Annotated in this window: 17 protein-coding genes and 1 other annotated feature; of the genes, 15 read left to right on the top strand and 2 right to left on the bottom strand. The window is 34.5% G+C overall.

The genetic code is table 11. The annotated features are described in order from the left end of the window. Positions 1-25 precede the first annotated feature (25 nt). The 6 genes from J5Y03_RS01635 (at position 26) to obgE (ending at position 4794) form a co-directional block, all read left to right on the top strand. Positions 26-1459, top strand: a complete 1434-nt coding sequence (locus J5Y03_RS01635; RefSeq protein WP_209401744.1) for an Rne/Rng family ribonuclease — start codon at positions 26-28, stop codon at positions 1457-1459. A gap of 275 nt (positions 1460-1734) precedes the next feature. Next, positions 1735-1807, top strand: a sequence feature (ribosomal protein L21 leader region). A gap of 14 nt (positions 1808-1821) precedes the next feature. After that, complete coding sequence (gene rplU, locus J5Y03_RS01630) at positions 1822-2130, top strand: 50S ribosomal protein L21 (RefSeq protein ID WP_088004124.1); 309 nt, start codon at positions 1822-1824, stop codon at positions 2128-2130. A 9-nt stretch (positions 2131-2139) separates the two neighbouring features. Then, on the top strand, positions 2140-2475 hold the full coding sequence (locus J5Y03_RS01625; protein WP_209401742.1) for a ribosomal-processing cysteine protease Prp: 336 nt from the start codon (positions 2140-2142) through the stop codon (positions 2473-2475). Between the two features lie 16 nt (positions 2476-2491). After that, on the top strand, positions 2492-2782 hold the full coding sequence (rpmA, locus tag J5Y03_RS01620) for a 50S ribosomal protein L27 (RefSeq protein WP_209401740.1): 291 nt from the start codon (positions 2492-2494) through the stop codon (positions 2780-2782). Between the two features lie 94 nt (positions 2783-2876). Then, positions 2877-3416 (top strand): Spo0B C-terminal domain-containing protein, encoded by a 540-nt coding sequence (locus J5Y03_RS01615; protein ID WP_209401738.1) that lies wholly within the window; start codon positions 2877-2879, stop codon positions 3414-3416. 91 nt (positions 3417-3507) lie between these two features. Continuing rightward, a complete protein-coding gene (gene obgE, locus J5Y03_RS01610) occupies positions 3508-4794 on the top strand; it encodes a GTPase ObgE (protein WP_209402200.1) in 1287 nt (428 codons plus the stop codon). Between the two features lie 225 nt (positions 4795-5019). Here the strand turns inward: obgE and J5Y03_RS01605 are convergent, their stop codons facing one another. Both J5Y03_RS01605 and J5Y03_RS01600 read right to left on the bottom strand, forming a co-directional pair. Next, positions 5020-5553 (bottom strand): transcription repressor NadR, encoded by a 534-nt coding sequence (locus J5Y03_RS01605; protein ID WP_209401736.1) that lies wholly within the window; start codon positions 5551-5553, stop codon positions 5020-5022. A 15-nt stretch (positions 5554-5568) separates the two neighbouring features. Next, positions 5569-6699 carry an IscS subfamily cysteine desulfurase gene (locus J5Y03_RS01600; protein ID WP_209401734.1) on the bottom strand — a complete coding sequence of 377 codons (1131 nt, stop codon included), beginning with the start codon at positions 6697-6699 and terminating at the stop codon, positions 5569-5571. Positions 6700-6930: 231 nt separating this feature from the next. Here J5Y03_RS01600 and nadB point away from each other — a divergent pair, with 231 nt between their 5' ends. From nadB to J5Y03_RS01555, 9 genes are all read left to right on the top strand, one after another. Continuing rightward, the gene (gene nadB, locus J5Y03_RS01595) at positions 6931-8415 is read left to right on the top strand and encodes an L-aspartate oxidase (protein WP_209401732.1); all 1485 of its coding nucleotides are present in this window, start codon (positions 6931-6933) and stop codon (positions 8413-8415) included. A gap of 12 nt (positions 8416-8427) precedes the next feature. Continuing rightward, the gene (gene nadC / locus J5Y03_RS01590; RefSeq protein WP_209401730.1) at positions 8428-9255 is read left to right on the top strand and encodes a carboxylating nicotinate-nucleotide diphosphorylase; all 828 of its coding nucleotides are present in this window, start codon (positions 8428-8430) and stop codon (positions 9253-9255) included. Positions 9256-9277: 22 nt separating this feature from the next. After that, the gene (gene nadA, locus J5Y03_RS01585) at positions 9278-10387 is read left to right on the top strand and encodes a quinolinate synthase NadA (RefSeq protein ID WP_209401728.1); all 1110 of its coding nucleotides are present in this window, start codon (positions 9278-9280) and stop codon (positions 10385-10387) included. A 530-nt stretch (positions 10388-10917) separates the two neighbouring features. Further along, a complete protein-coding gene (gene safA / locus J5Y03_RS01580) occupies positions 10918-13245 on the top strand; it encodes a SafA/ExsA family spore coat assembly protein (protein ID WP_209401726.1) in 2328 nt (775 codons plus the stop codon). Next, the gene (locus tag J5Y03_RS01575) at positions 13226-14203 is read left to right on the top strand and encodes a hypothetical protein (protein ID WP_209401717.1); all 978 of its coding nucleotides are present in this window, start codon (positions 13226-13228) and stop codon (positions 14201-14203) included. Before safA ends, J5Y03_RS01575 begins: the two co-directional genes overlap by 20 nt. Before the next feature lie 42 nt (positions 14204-14245). Continuing rightward, a complete protein-coding gene (gene nadE, locus J5Y03_RS01570) occupies positions 14246-14986 on the top strand; it encodes an NAD(+) synthase (RefSeq protein WP_209401715.1) in 741 nt (246 codons plus the stop codon). A gap of 107 nt (positions 14987-15093) precedes the next feature. Next, positions 15094-15858 (top strand): YhcN/YlaJ family sporulation lipoprotein, encoded by a 765-nt coding sequence (locus J5Y03_RS01565; protein WP_209401713.1) that lies wholly within the window; start codon positions 15094-15096, stop codon positions 15856-15858. 268 nt (positions 15859-16126) lie between these two features. After that, the gene (locus J5Y03_RS01560; RefSeq protein ID WP_209401711.1) at positions 16127-16699 is read left to right on the top strand and encodes a TetR/AcrR family transcriptional regulator; all 573 of its coding nucleotides are present in this window, start codon (positions 16127-16129) and stop codon (positions 16697-16699) included. A 77-nt stretch (positions 16700-16776) separates the two neighbouring features. Then, entirely contained in the window at positions 16777-19164 is a 2388-nt protein-coding gene (locus J5Y03_RS01555; protein ID WP_209401709.1) for a YhgE/Pip family protein, read from the top strand. The last annotated feature ends 531 nt before the right edge of the window (positions 19165-19695 follow it).

Below are 19695 nucleotides of genomic sequence, written 5' to 3'. Positions count from 1 at the left end.
AGAGAAAAAAGTAAGGAAGATGAAGTTGAAGAAGATAATAATTAATTGTAAACAGACTGAAAAGAGAATTGCAGTATTAGAAAATGAAGAACTTGTTCAATGGTATTCATCCGAGGGACGCTCATCAGTAGTTGGTAACATGTATATCGGTAGAATTGAAGATATTCTTCCAAAAATGAATGCTATATTTGTAAATATTGGGTTAGAGAAAAATGGCTTTCTTCGTTTTGAAGATACGATTGAAGGGAAACATCCGGCAAAAGTAAATCAAATGAGATCCCAATTTCAAAAAGGCCAATATATTCTAGTACAGGTAATGAAAGATCCTTTTGATGAAAAAGGGGCTAAATTAACGACTAACATCGAATTAACTGGCGACTTTATCGTATATTTGCCGAACGGTTCAATGGTTGCTGTTTCAAAAAAAATTCAATCTGAACAGAAACGAAATAAATTATATCAACTTGGAAGAAATGAATTAAGTAAGGAACAAGGTATTATTTTCAGATCTTCATGTAATGATGCAAAAGAAAGCGAGATAATAAAAGAACTAGAGTGTTTGAAAGAAGAATTTTCCAGCTTTTCAACAATTAAACAAGCCAAAGTTCAACTAGTTTGGGAAACGAACTCGATATGGAACAAAGTTAGTAAGGAACATCCTTTCCATACAATCGATGAAATCATAACTGACTCAATAGAACAATTAGATCAACGCTTTAAAAATAGTGTTTCATGTAAAAGCTATACAGGTAAAGAAAATATTTTTGATGCAATGAAAGTTCAGGAGCAAATCAATCGTTCTCAACATAAACATGTTTGGTTAAAAAACGGAGCCTTTTTAGTAATTGAATCTACTGAAGCTATGACAGTTATTGATGTGAATACGGGTAAATTTATTGGTAAACACAATCAACAAATTAGTGCTTTCGAGACGAATATGCTTGCAGCTGCTGAAATTGCAAGACAATTGATGGTTCGTGATATTGGTGGAATGATCGTAATTGATTTTATTAATATGTCCTCTAAAAAAGATCAAGATGCTGTTCGAAATGAATTAATCAATTCTTTAAAAAATGATCGCGTATTGACAAAAGTCTTTCATTTTACTCAGCTTGGATTACTTGAAATGACTAGAAAGAGAACTTCACAGTCAATTTTACAAGCAACTTATCAACCTTGTGAAACATGTAGTGGACTTGGGTTGGTGAAGACCGCTGATCAAATTGCATTTGAGCTAGAGAGAAAATTATGGGAAATGTCCACAAGTGATTATGAGGCAGTGTTGGTAGAATGTTCAAAAGAAGTTGCTGAATTAGTAATGGGTGTAAAAAATGAGCATATCAACCGATTAGAAAAAGCGTTGCTTACAAAAATTTTATTAAAAGTTACTCCAGGTCCAAAACCTTATTTTGATATACTTCGTTTTGGTAATGAGAATGAATTGAAGACTTTGATTTAGGTTCTTTTTTTAAGAATGTGGCTTTTGAGATTTTAAGACAAAAGTTGATTCGGGCGGAAGGTGCGAGACTCCTGTGGGAATAGCGGGAAGGGTGAGACCCCGCGGGAGCGATAGCGACGAGGAGGCTAGCTCACGCCACGCGGAAAGGGAGTATCCTAGAGTTGAAATCAACTAACGCATTCTAAATAGCAACAATGTATATGAAAACAGCCTTGATTTACGAAGTATTGATTGACAATTATATTCTCACATGATAACATCTTAATGTTAGTAGCACCGTGCTACAACCGCACATAACAGGTATTAAATGCAATTGCATGCCTGTCATTGGCGAGTCTTAGACTATATGAGGAGGTGCAATTATGTACGCAATTATTGAAACTGGTGGTAAACAAATTAAAGTTGAAGAAGGTCAAGCAATCTACATCGAAAAGCTTGATACAAACGCAGGTGACACTGTTACATTTGACAAAGTTTTATTCGTAGGTGGCGAAAGCATCAAAGTTGGTTCTCCAACTGTTGAAGGAGCTACTGTAACTGCTAAAGTTGAAAAGAACGGTAAAGCGAAAAAGATTCTTGTATTCAAATACAAATCTAAAAAGAACTACCGTCGTAAACAAGGTCATCGTCAACCTTACACTAAAGTTGTTATTGAAAAAATCAACGCTTAATTTTGAGCAATGACAATTATAACAATTGAACGAAAACATGACGGTTTAATCCGTTCCTTTAAAATAAGTGGACATGCATTTTTTGATGACGCTGGACATGATATTGTCTGTGCAGGTATATCATCTGTATCAATTGGTACAATTAATGCATTACACGCGATTTGCGACATTGATGCTGAGGAACATACGATAATTGATGAAGAAAGTGCATACTTACATTATCGATTACCGGAAAAACTTTCAGAAAATCAAATGCAAAAAGCACAAGTCATACTTGAAGCAATGGTTGTCTCGTTAAAAACTATTGAAGAAAGTTATGGCGAAAATGTTACAGTTTATGAATAAAACAGGAGGTGTAACTATGTTAAAGTTAAATCTGCAGCTATTTGCTTCTAAAAAAGGGGTAGGTAGTACAAAAAACGGTCGTGATTCAATCTCAAAACGTTTAGGTGCTAAACGTGCTGATGGACAATTCGTAACTGGTGGTTCAATTCTTTACCGTCAACGCGGAACTAAAATTTACCCAGGTGTAAATGTTGGTCGTGGTGGAGATGACACTTTATTTGCGAAAGTTGATGGCGTTGTTAAATTCGAACGTCTTGGCCGTGATCGTAAACAAGTAAGTGTATACCCAGTAGCTCAAGAAGCTTAATTAACTAACTTAGAAACTCTAACCTTTTAGGTTAGAGTTTTTCTGTATCTATATCTTCTTTCAAAAATTAATTGTTAGTGCATAGGAGAATATAATGAAGGAAAATTGGGATGTTCTAGAAGTGCTGAGACATTCGAGGCATGACTGGCTTAATCGTATTCAACTCATCAAAGGGTACTTACAAACAGGACAACAATCACAATTAGAAGATGTAATGAATAAAGTAACGGCGGAAGCAATGAATGAAGCTAAAATTAGCTCCTTACATACTCCTTCTTTTGCTGAATTTGTTATTACATATAATTGGAAACCAAGAGGAATTGTATTGGATTACGAAATTTTAGGTGATCCATGTTCATTAAAGCAATTTGATGAGTTATTAGTAAATTGGTTACAAGAATTTCTTGATAAATTAGAGTCTTGGGTACATTTATACGAGGAAAATTTTTTAACATTAACGATAGAAATAAACAATGATGCTGTTCGTTTCTTTTTCGACTTCAGAGGTAAACTAACAAAGAAAGAAGATTTATTGAAATGGATCGTAACTTCAACAAATGAACACAAGATTAAATTAAGCTCTTATTTTTGTGAAATTGAGGAATGTAGTATTGAGTTCCGATTAGAAAAATAAGAACAACATAAAATAAAATTAAAGCACTTGTGCACTCTTTTAAATAGATAGAGTTCAGCAAGTGATTATTTGGAAAAAGTGTGGTGTAGTTATGTTTGTAGATCAAGTCAAAATCTATGTAAAAGGTGGCGACGGAGGAAACGGTATGGTTGCCTTTCGTCGTGAAAAGTATGTACCAAACGGTGGACCAGCTGGTGGTGACGGTGGTAGAGGTGCAGATGTAATTTTTATTGTTGATGAAGGATTAAGAACTTTAATGGATTTTCGTTATCAACGTCATTTTAAAGCTCCACGTGGACAACACGGAATGTCGAAAAGTATGCATGGAAAAAATGCTGAGGACATGATTGTAAAAGTACCACCTGGAACAGTCGTTACAGATGCAGATACTGGGGTACTTATAGCAGACTTAGTTCATCATGGCCAGACGGCTGTTGTAGCGAAAGGTGGACGTGGTGGACGAGGTAACTGTCGTTTTGCTTCTCCGGCAAATCCAGCGCCTGAAATCGCAGAGAACGGTGAACCAGGGCAAGAACGTAATATTCAAATGGAACTGAAAGTATTAGCTGATGTAGGTTTAGTAGGATTTCCTAGTGTAGGTAAATCAACACTATTATCTGTTGTTAGCTCTGCTCGACCAAAAATCGCAGCTTATCATTTTACAACAATAGTACCAAATTTAGGTGTTGTTGAAACTGACGATCATCGTAGCTTTGTAATGGCAGATTTACCTGGTTTAATTGAAGGAGCTCATCAAGGTGTTGGACTAGGTCATCAGTTCTTACGTCATATCGAGAGAACAAGAGTTATTGTTCATGTAATCGATATGTCAGGTCTTGAAGGACGTGACCCATATGAAGATTATGTAACAATTAATGAAGAGTTAAAGGAATATAATCTACGATTAACTGAGCGTCCTCAAATAGTAGTAGTTAATAAAATGGATATTCCTGATGCAGAAGAAAATTTAAAACAGTTCAGAGAAAAAGTAGGCGAAGAAGTACAAATTTTCCCAATTTCTGCGATTACTCGTCAAGGTCTTCGTGACTTACTATTTGCAATTGCTGATTTAGTTGAAACAACTCCTGAGTTCCCGCTTCATGATGAAGAAGAAGACAAACCTTTACGTGTTGTATATAAATATCAAAAAGAAGAACCAACATTTGACGTTACTCGTGATAGTGATGGCACGTTTGTCATTTCTGGTTTTGAACTAGAACGCTTATTTAAGATGACAAACTTTGATCGCGAAGATTCTATTCGAAGATTTGCTCGTCAAATGAGAGGTATGGGTATTGATGATGCTCTACGTGAACGTGGTGCACAAAATGGTGATATCGTTAAAATTCTTGATTATGAATTTGAGTTTATAGATTAATGAATATCAAAAAAGTAGTCCTTTAACGATCTGTTGGACTACTTTTTTCTTTATATATTTACGTAAAACTTGGTTTTAATTTAAGAATTTATTAAGTTGAATTCCGCTCCAGGCATCTCGCACCTTTCGCTCCAATCAACTTCATTATCAACATTTTCATATAACAAAATCTTTTTCAGATGAACAATTAGAGCCTGCGTTATGGAAAGTATAAATTGAGTTGTTTTATTCCTCGACTAATATACCTTCTTTTCGTAATTCGATTAACGCTTTCGTCATTTGTTCTTCAGTATCTGCTACGATTGTATGTAAATGAATACCATTTGTTAAATTAGATAACGGAAGTGATTGCGTTTGGTCCATTTTTTCTAAAAAATGATTTAGGTCACTTCGGTTTCCGATATGCAATTGGGCAGAAATATAGCCATATACAGGGTGTTCAACTAATACATCTTTCACAAAAATTCCATGGTCTACTAATATCTCTATTTCTTTTTTTGTTTCAGATGGTAAGTGCTGACAAGTAATAATTTTTTCTACTTTTGCAAGCTCCTCATTTTTATGAAGATAGAGATAACCTTGTGAGGTTGCTAAAATAGGTTCTTTTTTTGCTTTTAAAAGAGTCATATCCCCAACGATTACCTGTCTACTAACGTTTGTTCTTTTAGCTAATTGATTTCCAGATAAAGGTGCTTTTTCTTCCTTGAGCCATTGTAAAATCATATTCCTTCTTTCTTCACCAAGTAATTTTTTATTCATAATACATCCCTCAAATTATTCATTATTTTCAGCTATACTGATTAATACTTTTCCTAATTTTTTAATATCTTCTACTGTTGTCATGATCCCAAATGACAATCTAAAAAATTGCTTCGCTTCGCTTTCATTTTTTCCAATCGCAAGTAAGGTGGTAGATGGCTTTTGCATGCCAATAGAGCAGGCACTTCCAGTCGAAATGGCTAACTGGTGACGATTACATTCTAATAATACATATTGCCCTTCAAGGCCGAGAATTCTCATACCAATTATATGAGGAACAGAAAATTCAGAGTCACCTTCAATGATAAATTTATTTGGAAAAGGTTTAAGTACATTATTTAATTCTTCATGTAACATTCTATAATGCTCGTAATTCTTTCGCAAATTCTGAGAAAGTGTAGAAGCAGAAGTTACAAAAGATGCGATTGCAGGGACATTTACAGTACCGGGTCTAAAACCATTTTCATGCGAAGTTCCTGGAATGAGTGGTTCCCAAGCAATACTTGGATTAATGTAAACTGCTCCAACACCTTTTGGGCCATATAATTTATGACTTGAAATACTTAGACTAGTGACTCCGAGTTTATTAGGATTTACTTCGATTTTTCCGAATGATTGGACACAATCACAATGAAATAAAATATCATATTTAGATAATATTTTAGAGATTTCTTCAATTGGTTGGATCGTTCCGATTTCAGAGTTAACATGCTGGAAGATCGCTAACACAGTATTTTCGGAAATATTTTTCTGTAATTCATCTAAATTGATTACACCATTTTCGTTAACTGGAATATAAGTAATTTCGAAACCTTTAGTTGACAATCGTTCTAATAAATTCAAGATCGAAGAATGTTCACATTTTGTTGTAATAATTTGCTTGCCTGTTTTTTTAGAGCTTTCTAATAATGTTTGAATAGCTAAACTATTCGACTCAGTACCTCCACTTGTGAAATAAATAGAGGACTCGTCGGAATCTAATAATGTAGCAAGTTGTTTTCGAGCCGTTTTTAATAATAATGCAGAGTTTGAGCCTAAGTCATGAAGACTTCTCTCATTTGCAAAATATTGTTTTGAAGCAGAAAGAAAAGTTTGTAAGGCTTCATCACTCATTGGTGTTGATGCTGCATAATCTAAATAAATCAATAGAAGACCTCCCGATTCAATTTAAACAATTTATGTTACCTACAGAATTAGTAGAAATTTGTATAAAAAGGTTTTTTAGAATAGCCGTTATTTTAAAAATAATAATGTTTATAAAAAAACTCTTGTCATTAGTTTAAATATATGTAAATATAGGTGTCAAGACATATGTAAAATTAACTGTATTTTAACTATATGCTCATTATTACACAAAGCTTTCAGGGGGAAAATACAATGCATAAAGCAGAAGTCGTCATTATTGGCAGTGGAATTGCTGCATTAATGGCAGCTGATGAAATTTGTGATAAGAAGAATGTGATAGTGTTCACAAAAGGAACGATAAATGAATGCAATTCTATGATTGCACAGGGTGGTGTTGCAGCTGCTGTATCACCGGGGGATACTTGGCAACAACATTATGAGGATACAATTGTAGCAGGATGCTATGTAAATAATAAAAATGCTGTATTAGAGCTTGTCAAAAATGGACCGAAAGCAATTGAATTAATGATTGAAAAAGGTATGAAGTTTGATTGTGATGAAAATGGAATGCCGCAATTAGGTAAAGAAGGGGCACATGGACGACGCCGAATTTTACATGCTGGTGGAGATGCAACGGGTAAGTATTTAGTAGAAACGTTGTTAAACAGATTAAAAGGGAGAGCCAAAATTGTAGAAAATGAGACGGCAGTTGATTTTCTGATAAAAGATGAACGTTGCGTTGGAGTTGCGGTTCTTGATGAAAGAAATAACCTAAAAAAATATTATGCACATAACACAATAGTAGCAACAGGTGGAATCGGTTCTCTCTATCAATTTAGCTCGAATGTTCACACAGCTACAGGTGATGGTATAGCGATGGCATATCGTGCAGGGTGTGAACTAGCAGATTTAGAGTTTGTTCAATTTCATCCTACATTACTCTATTTGAATGGTTCTTGTCATGGTCTTATTTCAGAAGCTGTTAGAGGAGAAGGGGCTTTTTTAGTTACGGGTAGTGGAAAACGTGTCATGAAAGATTTGCATTCAATGGAGGATTTAGCTCCTAGAGATATCGTTAGTCGTGCAATCTTTAATGAAATGAAAAATGGGGAAGATGTGTATTTAGATATATCACCGGTAAATAACTTTTCTAAGCGTTTTCCAACAATCTATGAAAATTTAGTAAGTAATGGCTTGAATTTGGATCATCCATTAATTCCAGTTGTTCCAGGAGCCCATTTTCATATGGGGGGAGTAAAAACAAATGAAAATGGTGAAACATCAATTAAACATTTGTTTGCGATTGGTGAGGTTGCATGTACAGGTGTTCATGGTGCGAATCGATTAGCTAGTAATTCTCTGCTTGAAGGAATGGTTTTTGGAGAAAAAGTAGCTCATTATCTATTGAATCGTGATGACAATGATGAAGAGATAGAGGTTATTTATGAACTTCCTATTGGCAGAAATATGCCTACTAAGGAAGAAATTCAAGAGATTATGATGCAAAAGGTAGGAATTATCCGTACCGAAAAGGAATTACAAGATGCAATAAATTGGTTTCATTATCATCTTTCAAATGATGAAAAATCTGTGAATTTAACAGTAGATGTGTTAGTCCGCTTAAATATGATTACAGTTGGTAATTTAATTGCACAATCTGCTTTAAACCGAAAAGAGAGTGTAGGATCTCATTTCTTAGATATAAGAGAAACATCAACAAATCAAGTCATTGCGTAGGGGAGAAATAACATGAATGAACTAAAGGCTAAAAAACAAATCGAGCAATTTCTTTTAGAAGATATTGGAGATGGTGACTTATCAGCTACTCTAATTTTTCCAATTTCTGAGCGGAGTACAGGTAGAATCATTGCCAAAGAATCAGGGATTATTGCCGGTACAAAAATCATTGCTGTAACGTATGGAATTCTACATCAAGATGTTCATGTTACGCTTCACGTTCAGGATGGTGATTTAGTTGAAAAAGGGCAATTAATTGCTGAAGTTGAAGGGCCAGTTCAAATTCTATTATCTGGTGAACGTGTCATGTTGAATTTATTACAGCGAATGAGTGGCATTGCAACTTTAACAGCTGAAGCAGTAAGAACGTTAAATAATAAAGAGATTAAGATTGTTGATACTCGTAAAACAATACCTGGTTTAAGAATGTTTGATAAATATGCGGTTACTTGTGGTGGAGGTTTTAATCACCGTTTTGGTCTTTATGATGGAGTTATGTTAAAAGACAACCATATTGCATATGCTGGGTCAATTAAGAATGCGGTTGAAAGTATTCGGAAGCAGTTAGGTCATATGATCAAAATTGAAGTTGAAACAGAATCTGAAGAGCAGGTAATAGAATCAGTTGAAGCTGGTGCAGATGTCATTATGTATGATAACCGTTCACCAGAGGAGATTATACGTTTCGGAAAACATGTCCCATCAACAATTGTGACAGAGGCATCTGGAGGGATTACTTTAGAAAACTTAGCGAGCTATCGTGACTGTGGTGTCAATGTTATTTCTTTAGGATTTTTAACTCACTCAGTTAAAGCTTTAGATCTTAGTTTTTATTTGTAAAAAAGGGATGGGAGAGTAAATCATGAATATTTTAGAATTAATACAAAAAAATGAAGGATATCAAATTCCGGATGAATATTATACTTTATCAACAGAAGAGATGGAAAATAGAGTACGTGCAATTAAAGAACGTCTAGGTGATCAACTTTTTATACCGGGCCATCATTATCAAAAAGAGGAAGTAGTCCAATTTTCAGACTCTACGGGTGATTCACTTCAGTTAGCACAAGTTGCAGCTCAAAATAAGAAAGCAAAATACATTGTTTTCTGTGGTGTGCATTTTATGGCAGAAACAGCGGATATATTAACAGACGAAGAACAAATTGTCATTTTACCAGATATGCGTGCAGGATGTTCTATGGCTGATATGGCAGATCATCATCAAACGGATCGAGCTTGGAAAATTTTGCAAGAGAAATTTGGAGATACAATTCTTCCATTAACGTATGTGAATTCAACAGCTGCTATTAAAGCATTTGTAGGACGTAATAATGGCTCAACTGTTACTTCATCGAATGCTAAAAAGGTTGTAGAATGGGCATTTACTCAAAAAGAGCGAATCTTATTTTTACCAGATCAACATTTGGGAAGAAATACGGCCTTTGATTTAGGGGTACCATTAGATCAAATGGCAATATGGAATCCAATAACTGACTCACTAGAATATGAAGGTGATGAAAAGGATATAAAAGTGATCCTTTGGAAAGGACACTGTTCTGTACATGAAAATTTCACAGTTAAAAATATTGAAAATGTCCGTAAAAATCATACGGATATGCAAATCATTGTTCATCCAGAATGTTCAAGAGAAGTAGTTGCTGCAAGTGATGATAACGGTTCAACAAAATATATAATTGATCAAATTGAAGCAGCACCTCCTGGAAGTAAGTGGGCAATAGGAACAGAAATGAATCTTGTTCAGCGAATTATTAAAAATCATCCTGATAAAGAAATTATTTCATTAAATCCTTACATGTGTCCTTGTTTAACAATGAATCGAATTGATTTACCACATTTATTATGGTCACTTGAAAATATAGAAAAAGGAACCATTGATAACATTATTAAGGTTGAAAAATCAATTGCTATTGATGCAATAAAAGCACTTGATAAAATGTTATTACTTGCATAGGAAAATACTGACAGTGTTTTAAAAGTTAGAAGATACTTTTGAAACACTGTTTTCTTTTTTGTCCCGCATTAACGGGCAGTAAGAACTTCACTTCAAGATTGATAGAGAGACGAAGAAGATAGGGGGGATAACTGCCCGTAAAAGCCCGATTGGGCGGGCTAATCATCAATGGGGATAAAGAAAAACCCCACTGATAGAAGTTTCACTTTATTTGCTAATTCTTAAAAGATTGTAGTTTTTTTAAAGGTTATGTTAAAGCACGCTTCAAGTAAAGCAGAAGTTAGTTGGAACGGAAGGTGCGAGACTCCTGGAGGAGCGACGAGGAGGCTCACCGCCCGCCCCACGGAAAGCGAGCATCCTGGAGTGGAAACTAACTAACACATTCTTAAATAGAAACGATGTTAACGATCAGAGCTTTTTTATATTTACTTTCTACTTGAATAATCATATTTAGTGTATGACAAACATACATTATGTTGAGGTACCATTGTACATTTTGACAATGAAGCAATTGGCTAGGAGGGGAAAAAGTGAGAATTCATATTGTGCAAAAGGGAGACACCCTTTGGAAAATTGCTCAAAAATATAATATTAATTTTGATGAATTAGTAAAATTGAATGCCCAATTGAGTAATCCAGAAGCAATACATCCTGGAATGAAAATTAAAGTACCTGAACATGGTGAAAAAGAAAAACAAAAATTTGTTGTAGGATCAAAAAAAGAAGTTCAGTTAACAAAAGAACCAAAACCGAGTATTCATTTAGAAGAAGAACAACCGGCAGCTGTTGCTGAAACACCACAGACAAATATTAATATCAATGTAGAAGTTAAACCTACAAAAGAAACTCAAATTAAGGAGATCCCAAAACCTCCTACAAAGCCACAAGTTTCGCCAGCAGCAATAAAACCAACAAAAGAGGTAGTATCACCAGTAGTAACGAAACCAACAAAAGAGGTAGTATCACCGGTAGTAACAAAACCAACAAAAGGGGCAGTGTCACCGGCAATAACGAAACCAACAAAAGGGGCAGTATCACCAGTAGCAACAAAAGCGAATCAACAAGTATCACCAGCAGCAACAAAAGCTAATCAGCAAGTGTCACCAATAGCAACAAAGCCAAATCAACAAATCGTATCGCCAATAGCAAACATACCTAACGCACAAGTGGTATCACCAATTGCAAATATACCTAATATTCAACCGCAGATGGTTTCTCCAGTTGCAAGTAAATCAAACATGCAACCTTTGCCTATGATGACACCAAGTCCGATGAATATCACCAAAGGGGGGCAAATAATGTCTGAACATCCAAGTTACTTCCCAGGTTCGATCGTCTCTCCTGTACAAACTGGGATGCCGAATCAACAAGTATCTCCATACCAATATCAGCCAAATGTAAATCAACAAGTATCTCCATACCAATATCAGCCGAATGTAAATCAACAAGTATCTCCATATCAATATCAGCCAAATGTAAATCAACAGGTTTCACCAGCAACTATGGCAGGAAAACCGAACGCTCAAGTATCGCCAGCAGCAATGGCAGGAAAACCGAACACCCAAGTATCACCAGCAGCTATGGCAGGAAAACCCAATGCTCAAGTATCGCCAGCAGCTATGGCAGGAAAACCGAACGCTCAAGTATCGCCAGCAGCAATGGCAGGAAAACCGAACGCTCAAGTATCGCCAGCAGCAATGGCAGGAAAACCGAACACTCAAGTATCGCCAGCAGGTATGGCAGGAAAACCGAACGCTCAAGTATCGCCAGCAGCAATGGCAGGAAAACCGAACGCTCAAGTATCGCCAGCAGCAATGGCAGGAAAACCGAACGCTCAAGTATCGCCAGCAGCTACAGCAGGAAAACCGAACGCTCAAGTATCACCAGCTTATTCTCCATATCATCAAATGTTACCAATAGCAAATAATGCACCAGTATCACCAACATTTATGCCGAATGCACCATTTACGCCAAGTGCACAAGTATCACCAGCATATATGCCATATCAACAAGTGTCACCATCATATGCACCAAGTGCACAAGTGTCACCATCATATGCACCAAGTGCACAAGTGTCACCAGCATACATGCCAAATCAACAAGTATCACCAGCATATATGCCAAATCAGCAAGTATCACCAGCGTATATGTCAAATCAACAAGTATCACCAGCGTATATGCCAAATCAACAAGTATCACCAGCGTATATGCCAAATCAACAAGTATCACCAGCGTATATGCCAAATCAGCAAGTATCGCCAGCGTATATGCCAAATCAACAAGTATCACCAGCATATATGCCAAGTCAACAAGTATCCCCAGCCTATATGCCGAATACAGCGGTATCACCAGTGTATTCACCAAATGCAGCGGTATCCCCAGCCTATATGCCAAGTCAAGCTATGTCGCATTATCCAGGTAGTTATCCAGGTTATTATGGTGGTTATGAAAATGCACCATTTGTCCATCCAACTGGTTATCCAGGCGTGTCACCATACTATGATCATGCTCCAATGTATGATAACATGTATCATCCATATCCTGGTGTCTCACCGTACAGTTATGGTCCAAATGCTCCGCTATATAGAGATGATACTTTCCAATATACTGGATATGAAGATTTTTCAACAAACGCACAAGATACATTCATTAATACATCATTCGAATCTTCCACTTTAAATTATCCAAAATTCGATGGGTATACTACAACGGATTATTCTAATGAACAAAATCCTGAAGGATCAAATCATCCATATTTTGATCCGAATACACAGTTATACAAACCTACCAATGAAGTATCAACTCGAAATGAACCGGGTTCATACGGGGTGCCTTACTTTGAGGAAGATGAACAATAATCTAATAAAAAAAGTGGGAAGAGACGATAATCTTATGGATCGTCTTTTTCTACTTTTTACAAAAAATGGATATCATTCTGTAAAAGTTAACAGAATTGCAAAATACGTTTATTCAATTATGCAAAGTGAAGAAAATGTATTTATTGTTAAAGTGTACAAAAATTATTATGAAGCGAAACGAGTAAGTCTAATATACAAGAAACTTTCTACACAAATGTTTCAATACACAATTTATCCGATAACTCTTTCTAATCATGAAGAAATAGTGAATTTGACCAATTACTATGCTATAATTTTTCCTTTTTTTTGCAATGGGAATGTTCCGAACTTTTCGAAGGAATCCTCCCTTAAGATCGCCACAAAAACAGTATTTTTACTTCATAGTGCATTATTGAAATTGCCTTATTTGAGAAGACTTGCATATCCAATCAATATTGAACGAAAATGGAGTAAAAGGATCTCACTATTTTGGAAAATGAGAGAATGTATTCGGTATTATATTGGGAAAGATGTTTATGACGAAATCTTAACTCTTTCAATTTTTATCCTCAATTTAAAACTAGATCAATCAAATGAATGTAATGATTTACTTCATGGTGACTTGGTTCCTCATAATTTTCTTCAGATAGATACAAGGTGCTTTATTATTGATTTGGATAATTTATCTCAAGGTCCAATATCTTATGAGTATTCAGTTCTAGGCCAGCATATACTAAACGAAAATAAGTGGGATAGTAAAGTTTTGTTTAATCTAGAACCCTTTACTCAGCTTAAAAACGACAAATTCTTTTGGTATTGTATGCTTTTTCCCAATGATTTACTTAGAGAATGGGAACATTTTTGGAGAGGGAATAAAGCAACTAATACAGATGCAGTTGAGAAATTAATCAATTACACGATTCAATCATTAAAAGAACGTCATGAATTTGTTGAATATGGAAAAAATATGGTAATATAAGCATTAGTCAATTTAGTCTATTTATTGAAAGGAACGAGATAGATGGAAGAAAAAATTAATAAACTTGTCGAATGGTTAAGAGAACAAGTGAAAAATTCTGGATTAAATGGATTAATTGTTGGGATTAGCGGTGGAATCGATTCTGCTGTTGTTTCGCATTTAATTAAACGTGCTTTTCCTGAAAACTCAATTGGAGTTATTATGCCATGTAAAAGCAACCCAAAAGACCGTGAAGATGCTTTAGCGGTTGCGGAAAGTGCTGGACTAAAACAAATTACAGTCGATTTAACGAATACTCATAATGTCCTTTTTACAGAAATTGAGAACCAATTAAAAGGAATTGGAGAATGGAAAGAGGAAGCTTCAAAATTAGGCGATGCCAATACAAGAGCTAGACTTCGAATGACTACTTTATATACAGTTGCAAATAATTATGGCTATTTAGTTGTAGGAACAGATAATGCTGCTGAATGGCATACAGGCTATTTCACAAAGTATGGAGACGGTGGGGTTGATTTAGTACCTCTTGTTCACTTTACAAAAGGCGAGGTTCGTGAATTAGCGATTACGTTAGGTGTACCAGATCAAGTAGTTAATAAAGCACCAAGTGCAGGCCTATGGGAAGGTCAAACAGATGAAAATGAAATGGGAACAACTTATAATATGATTGATAAATTTTTAAAAGGTGAAGAAATTCCAGAGAAAGATCGTCAAATTATCGATCGACTTCATGAACGTTCTCATCACAAACGTTCGTTAGCAGCTGCACCTCCAAAATTTTAAGTGTATACCATCAATTAACAAACTAAAAACCTCCATCTAGGGTCAAGCTAATGTTGTAATACAATTCGTGTTACAACATAGCTTCTACCTTAAGGGAGGTTTTTGTTTTGAACAAAAAAAGTTTAATTATTACATCTTCTTTAATTGCGGCTTTATCTTTAACTGCATGTAATATGAACACTACAAAAAAACCTGGGGTAACAAATACAAGTTATAAAAATGTTGGATATCAAAACAATCCTGCAAACCCATATCCAAGTAATGTAAGTTATACTGGCAATAATAGGGTTAATTATAGTAACGGGAATGACCGTATTAACGAAGGATTAAGTAGTGAATATATAAATGATGGAATGGTTCGAGATGCTAAAGCAGGAAAAGGGTACGGAAGGTATTATACAAACAATACTTTAAATACTCAAAATGTAACATATCGAACTGCACCTAATACCAACGTAGTTCCAACTGCACCTAATACTAACACTGTTCCAATTGTTCCTTATACAAATATTAGTACAAATCCTAATGCAAATTATGATGGTAAATTATCGAACTTAATCTCAACTAAAGTAAAACAATTGAATAATGTTGCTGATGCAAATACACTAGCTGTTGGAAACCAAATATTAATTGCAGTAGATTTAAAAAATCACAATGTGAATGAAAATGTTGCGAGAGATCAAATTAAGCATCATATTGCACCAAATACTGTTGGAAAAAAAGTATATGTTACATTTGATCCAGATGTCCGTAATAAAGTAAAAGATTTTACAAATCGAGTAAAAAACAATAATGTAGTACCTAACGCAACACAAGATATAAACAACATGATCAATAATGTTAGTAATAAAGCAAAAAACATCGTAAGGTAACTAAATTCACTATTCATTAATAAGGGGAAGCTAAATGCTTCTTCTTATTTTTTGAATTTCTTTTTATTTTTGGCTCTTTTCTAAAAGATTGTTGTTTTTAAAAGGTCTGAAGCGGAAACTCACGTCCTACTTTAAATAAAACAATATCTACGAAAACTGCTTAATTTTTTATATTAAAGTTGAAAAGATAAAAAAGGTATGTTAAATTAAGTATATCAAATTGACCAAAATTCATTTTTGGTCAATTAGTCAAAAGGAGCGTAATACGTTGAGTACTAGTAAAAAGAGAGGAATTTTAGAGGCAGCGACAAGATCCTTTGGAACATTTGGTTATAAAGCTACAACAATGAGTCAAATTGCAAAGCAAGCAAATGTTGGAAAAGGAACCATTTATACTTTTTTCAAAAATAAAGAGGAATTATTTGACGAAATTATCAATAATTTAATTTTAGATATGAAAAATGTAGCAGAAAACTCCATTTGTGATTCAGATTCTTTTATTACGAAAGTTCATAAAGGAATCGAAGCAATAATGGAATTTCAAACAGAACATGATTTAACGATTAAACTTCTTCAAGAACAACGCGAAATTGGAACAATTGCTGTCCATGATGCAATTAAGAGACTTAACAGCGCGGTTATTCAATATCTAAAACGTAAGATTGAAGAAGCAATTGATCGAAATGAAATCGTTCAATGTGATGCAGAAATCACTGCTGTCGTCTTATATAGGTTGTATACAACACTAACGATTGAATGGAGCAGAGATCACGAACCTCTAGATAAACAACGTATTACAGAACTATTTAATTTCTATATTTTAAATGGATTGTCAAAATGATAATCCATTTTTAAATAAATAAATTTGACCAAATGGGTAATTTGGTCAGTTATTCAATATAAGAAGGAGAGAGATAAGTGTTTTCACAATTTGGAAAAGAATTTAGCCATATAGTAAGAGACAAAAAGCTTTTAATTCCAATAATTGCTGTATTGCTTGTACCATTAATGTACAGTGGAATGTTTTTATGGGCTTTTTGGAATCCGTACGATAAGTTAAACGATTTGCCAGTAGCAGTTGTAAATTTAGATGAAGGTGCAACAGTTGATGGAAAGTCGGTAAATGTAGGGAAAGAACTAGTTGATAACCTAAAAAAAGATGACAATTTCAAATGGAAATTTGTTAGTAATGAGAAAGCCATGAAAGGCTTGAAAAAACAAGACTATTACATGGCTGTTCGTATTCCAAAAGACTTTTCAGAAAATGTTACAACTGTTACTGATAAAAGTCCTAAACATTTAACAATGGAGTATATTCCAAACGAAGGATATAACTTTATATCATCTCAAATAGGGAATTCGGCATCTGAAAAAATTAAAGAAGAAGTTGCTCAAAATATTACACGAAACTATGTTAAAACGATCTATGAAAACATCGGTAAAATGACTGATGGAATCGGAAAAGCTAGCGATGGTTCAACTGCAATTGATAATGGTGTAGGTGATGCTAAAGATGGATCACAAAAGCTTACAGATGGACTTAAAACATTAGCTAGTAAGTCAATTGAATTAAAAGAAGGTGTGAGCAAACTAGATGAAGGCTCACAAAAAGAAAAAGATGGTTTAGTAGCATACACAAATGGTGTTGGTCAATTATCTAACGGGATTAATCAACTTTATAGTGGAGTAGGTCCACTTTCAAAAGGGATAAGTGACTTGAATTCCGGAGCATCTCAGTTAAATACTGGTATGAATACTCTATCAAATGGTTTAGGTCAATTATATACAGCTAATGGCCAATTAGTTGATGGATCTAAGCAAGTATTAGGAGGATTGAATTCTTTAAATGGAAACCTTCCTCAATTAAAAGCTGGTACCGTGCAGTTAGCTGATGGAGCAAATAAATTATCAACAAATCTAAATGAATGGCAAAAGAAAGCAAATGATGCCAAAACAGGAGCAGAACAAGTTGCAAATGGATTATCAGAATTTGAAAAAGCAGTAGCTCCTTTACTTTCTTCTTTACCGAAAGATCAACAGGCTGCATATAAAGCTAAGCTTGATGCACTTGTTTCAGGTAGTCAACAAGTCGCATCTGGAGTCGATGGGTTATCATCTGCAGCTGGTCAACTAAGCCAAGGTGGTAATCAAGTCGCAACTGGTGCAACTACTTTAAATGAAAAAAGTGATGAACTTGCAGCAGGAGTAAATAAATTAGTTGATGGGCAAACGAAAGTAACAAATGGATTAACACAATTTGGCCAAAAACTAGGTGAAGCAAATACTGGTGGAAAACAACTAGCTGAAGGTAGCACGGCTTTAGCTAATGGAACGAAAAAACTTTATGATAACACACCAGCATTAGTGTCTGGCATTAATCAACTTAATAGTGGTGCAAATCAATTAAGTAGTAATTCATCAAAATTAGTAGATGGAATGAATCAGCTTTCTGGTGGAGTAGGTCAGTTAAATGCGAATACACCTGCTTTAACAAATGGTGTAGACCAATTAGCAAATGGTTCTACTCAACTGAATGATGGATTAGGCAAAATTAAAGATGGAACACATAAATTAGCAACAAATATGAAAGAAGCAAAAGATGAAACAAAAGATGCAAAAGCAAACAATAAACAACTGGATATGTATTCAAAACCAGTAAACTTGAAAAAGGAAAGTGTAAACAAAGTTCCAAACTATGGAACAGGATTTACGCCATACTTCCTTTCAATGGCATTGTATCTAGGGGGTCTTCTACTTTCAAATGTTTACCCATTCCGTGATCCTTTATCACGTCCTAAAAATGCTTTTAGCTGGTTTGCAAGTAAAACAGGAATATTAATAGGAGTCGGAATAATTCAAGCAGTTTTAGCAAGTATTTTATTATTATTTGCATTTGATTTAGAAGTAAAATCATTACCGTATTACTTTTTAATTAGTTTTGTTTCAGTTCTTACATTTATGGCGCTAGTTCAGTTTTTAGCAACTGTATTTGGGGATGCTGGAAAACTATTAGCTGTTATTGTTTTAGTTCTACAATTGACAACAAGTGCAGGTACGTACCCACTTGAAACACTTCCAACATTCTTACAATATTTTTATGGTAAACTACCAATGACCTATACAATTCAAGCATTTAAAGCAGTAATTTCATCAGGAGATTACAGCTTTATGTGGCAAAATGTGTATATACTATTAGGCTTTTTCGTATTCTTTAGCCTTTTAACATTAGGATATTTTACAATGATTTTCAAAAAGAAATACGGAAGTGGAATGGATCAAAATACTCCAGCGAGTGTAGAAGCATAATTATTAAAACGGCATGTAGCATAAAACGCTATATGTCGTTTTTTTGTTCTAAAGTCAGACGAAATATTAAGGTTACTCCCACTTTTTGTTTGATTTTTTTCAAAGGCTCTGTTTAAGCATATTATTGATTTTCTTATTCAACTAAAGGGCAGTATAGTTTAATAAGTAAAGGAATATTTGAATGACTTATGGAATAAATAGTAAGAGTTTAAATTCATATTATTTTACTTTTTAGGTGGTGAATAAAATGATATTAATACTTTTAATACTTATAATGGCATTTTTAATGTTTCTTATAAATTTTTTGTCTAGCAGTAAAACTTTAAGGAGAGTTTTTATATCCATTTCTTCAATACACTTAATTATTTTATTGTACAGCATTTTTGGTGTGGGTCGTTGGAAAGGACTGGCGATAGGGATTATCACTGTGATATCTTATTCTGTTATTGTTATTGGATTTGTACTAATCGCATTACTTGAAAAAAAAGATATCTTCTCTAAATGAATATAATTTTCATATTTCAAAAGTTA

This window comes from Gottfriedia endophytica (genome assembly GCF_017814275.1).
Taxonomy (GTDB): Bacteria; Bacillota; Bacilli; order Bacillales; family Bacillaceae_G; genus Gottfriedia; species Gottfriedia endophytica.
The sequence above is the reverse complement of the archived record's forward strand: the minus strand, read 5'-3'. Positions and strand labels throughout refer to the sequence as shown.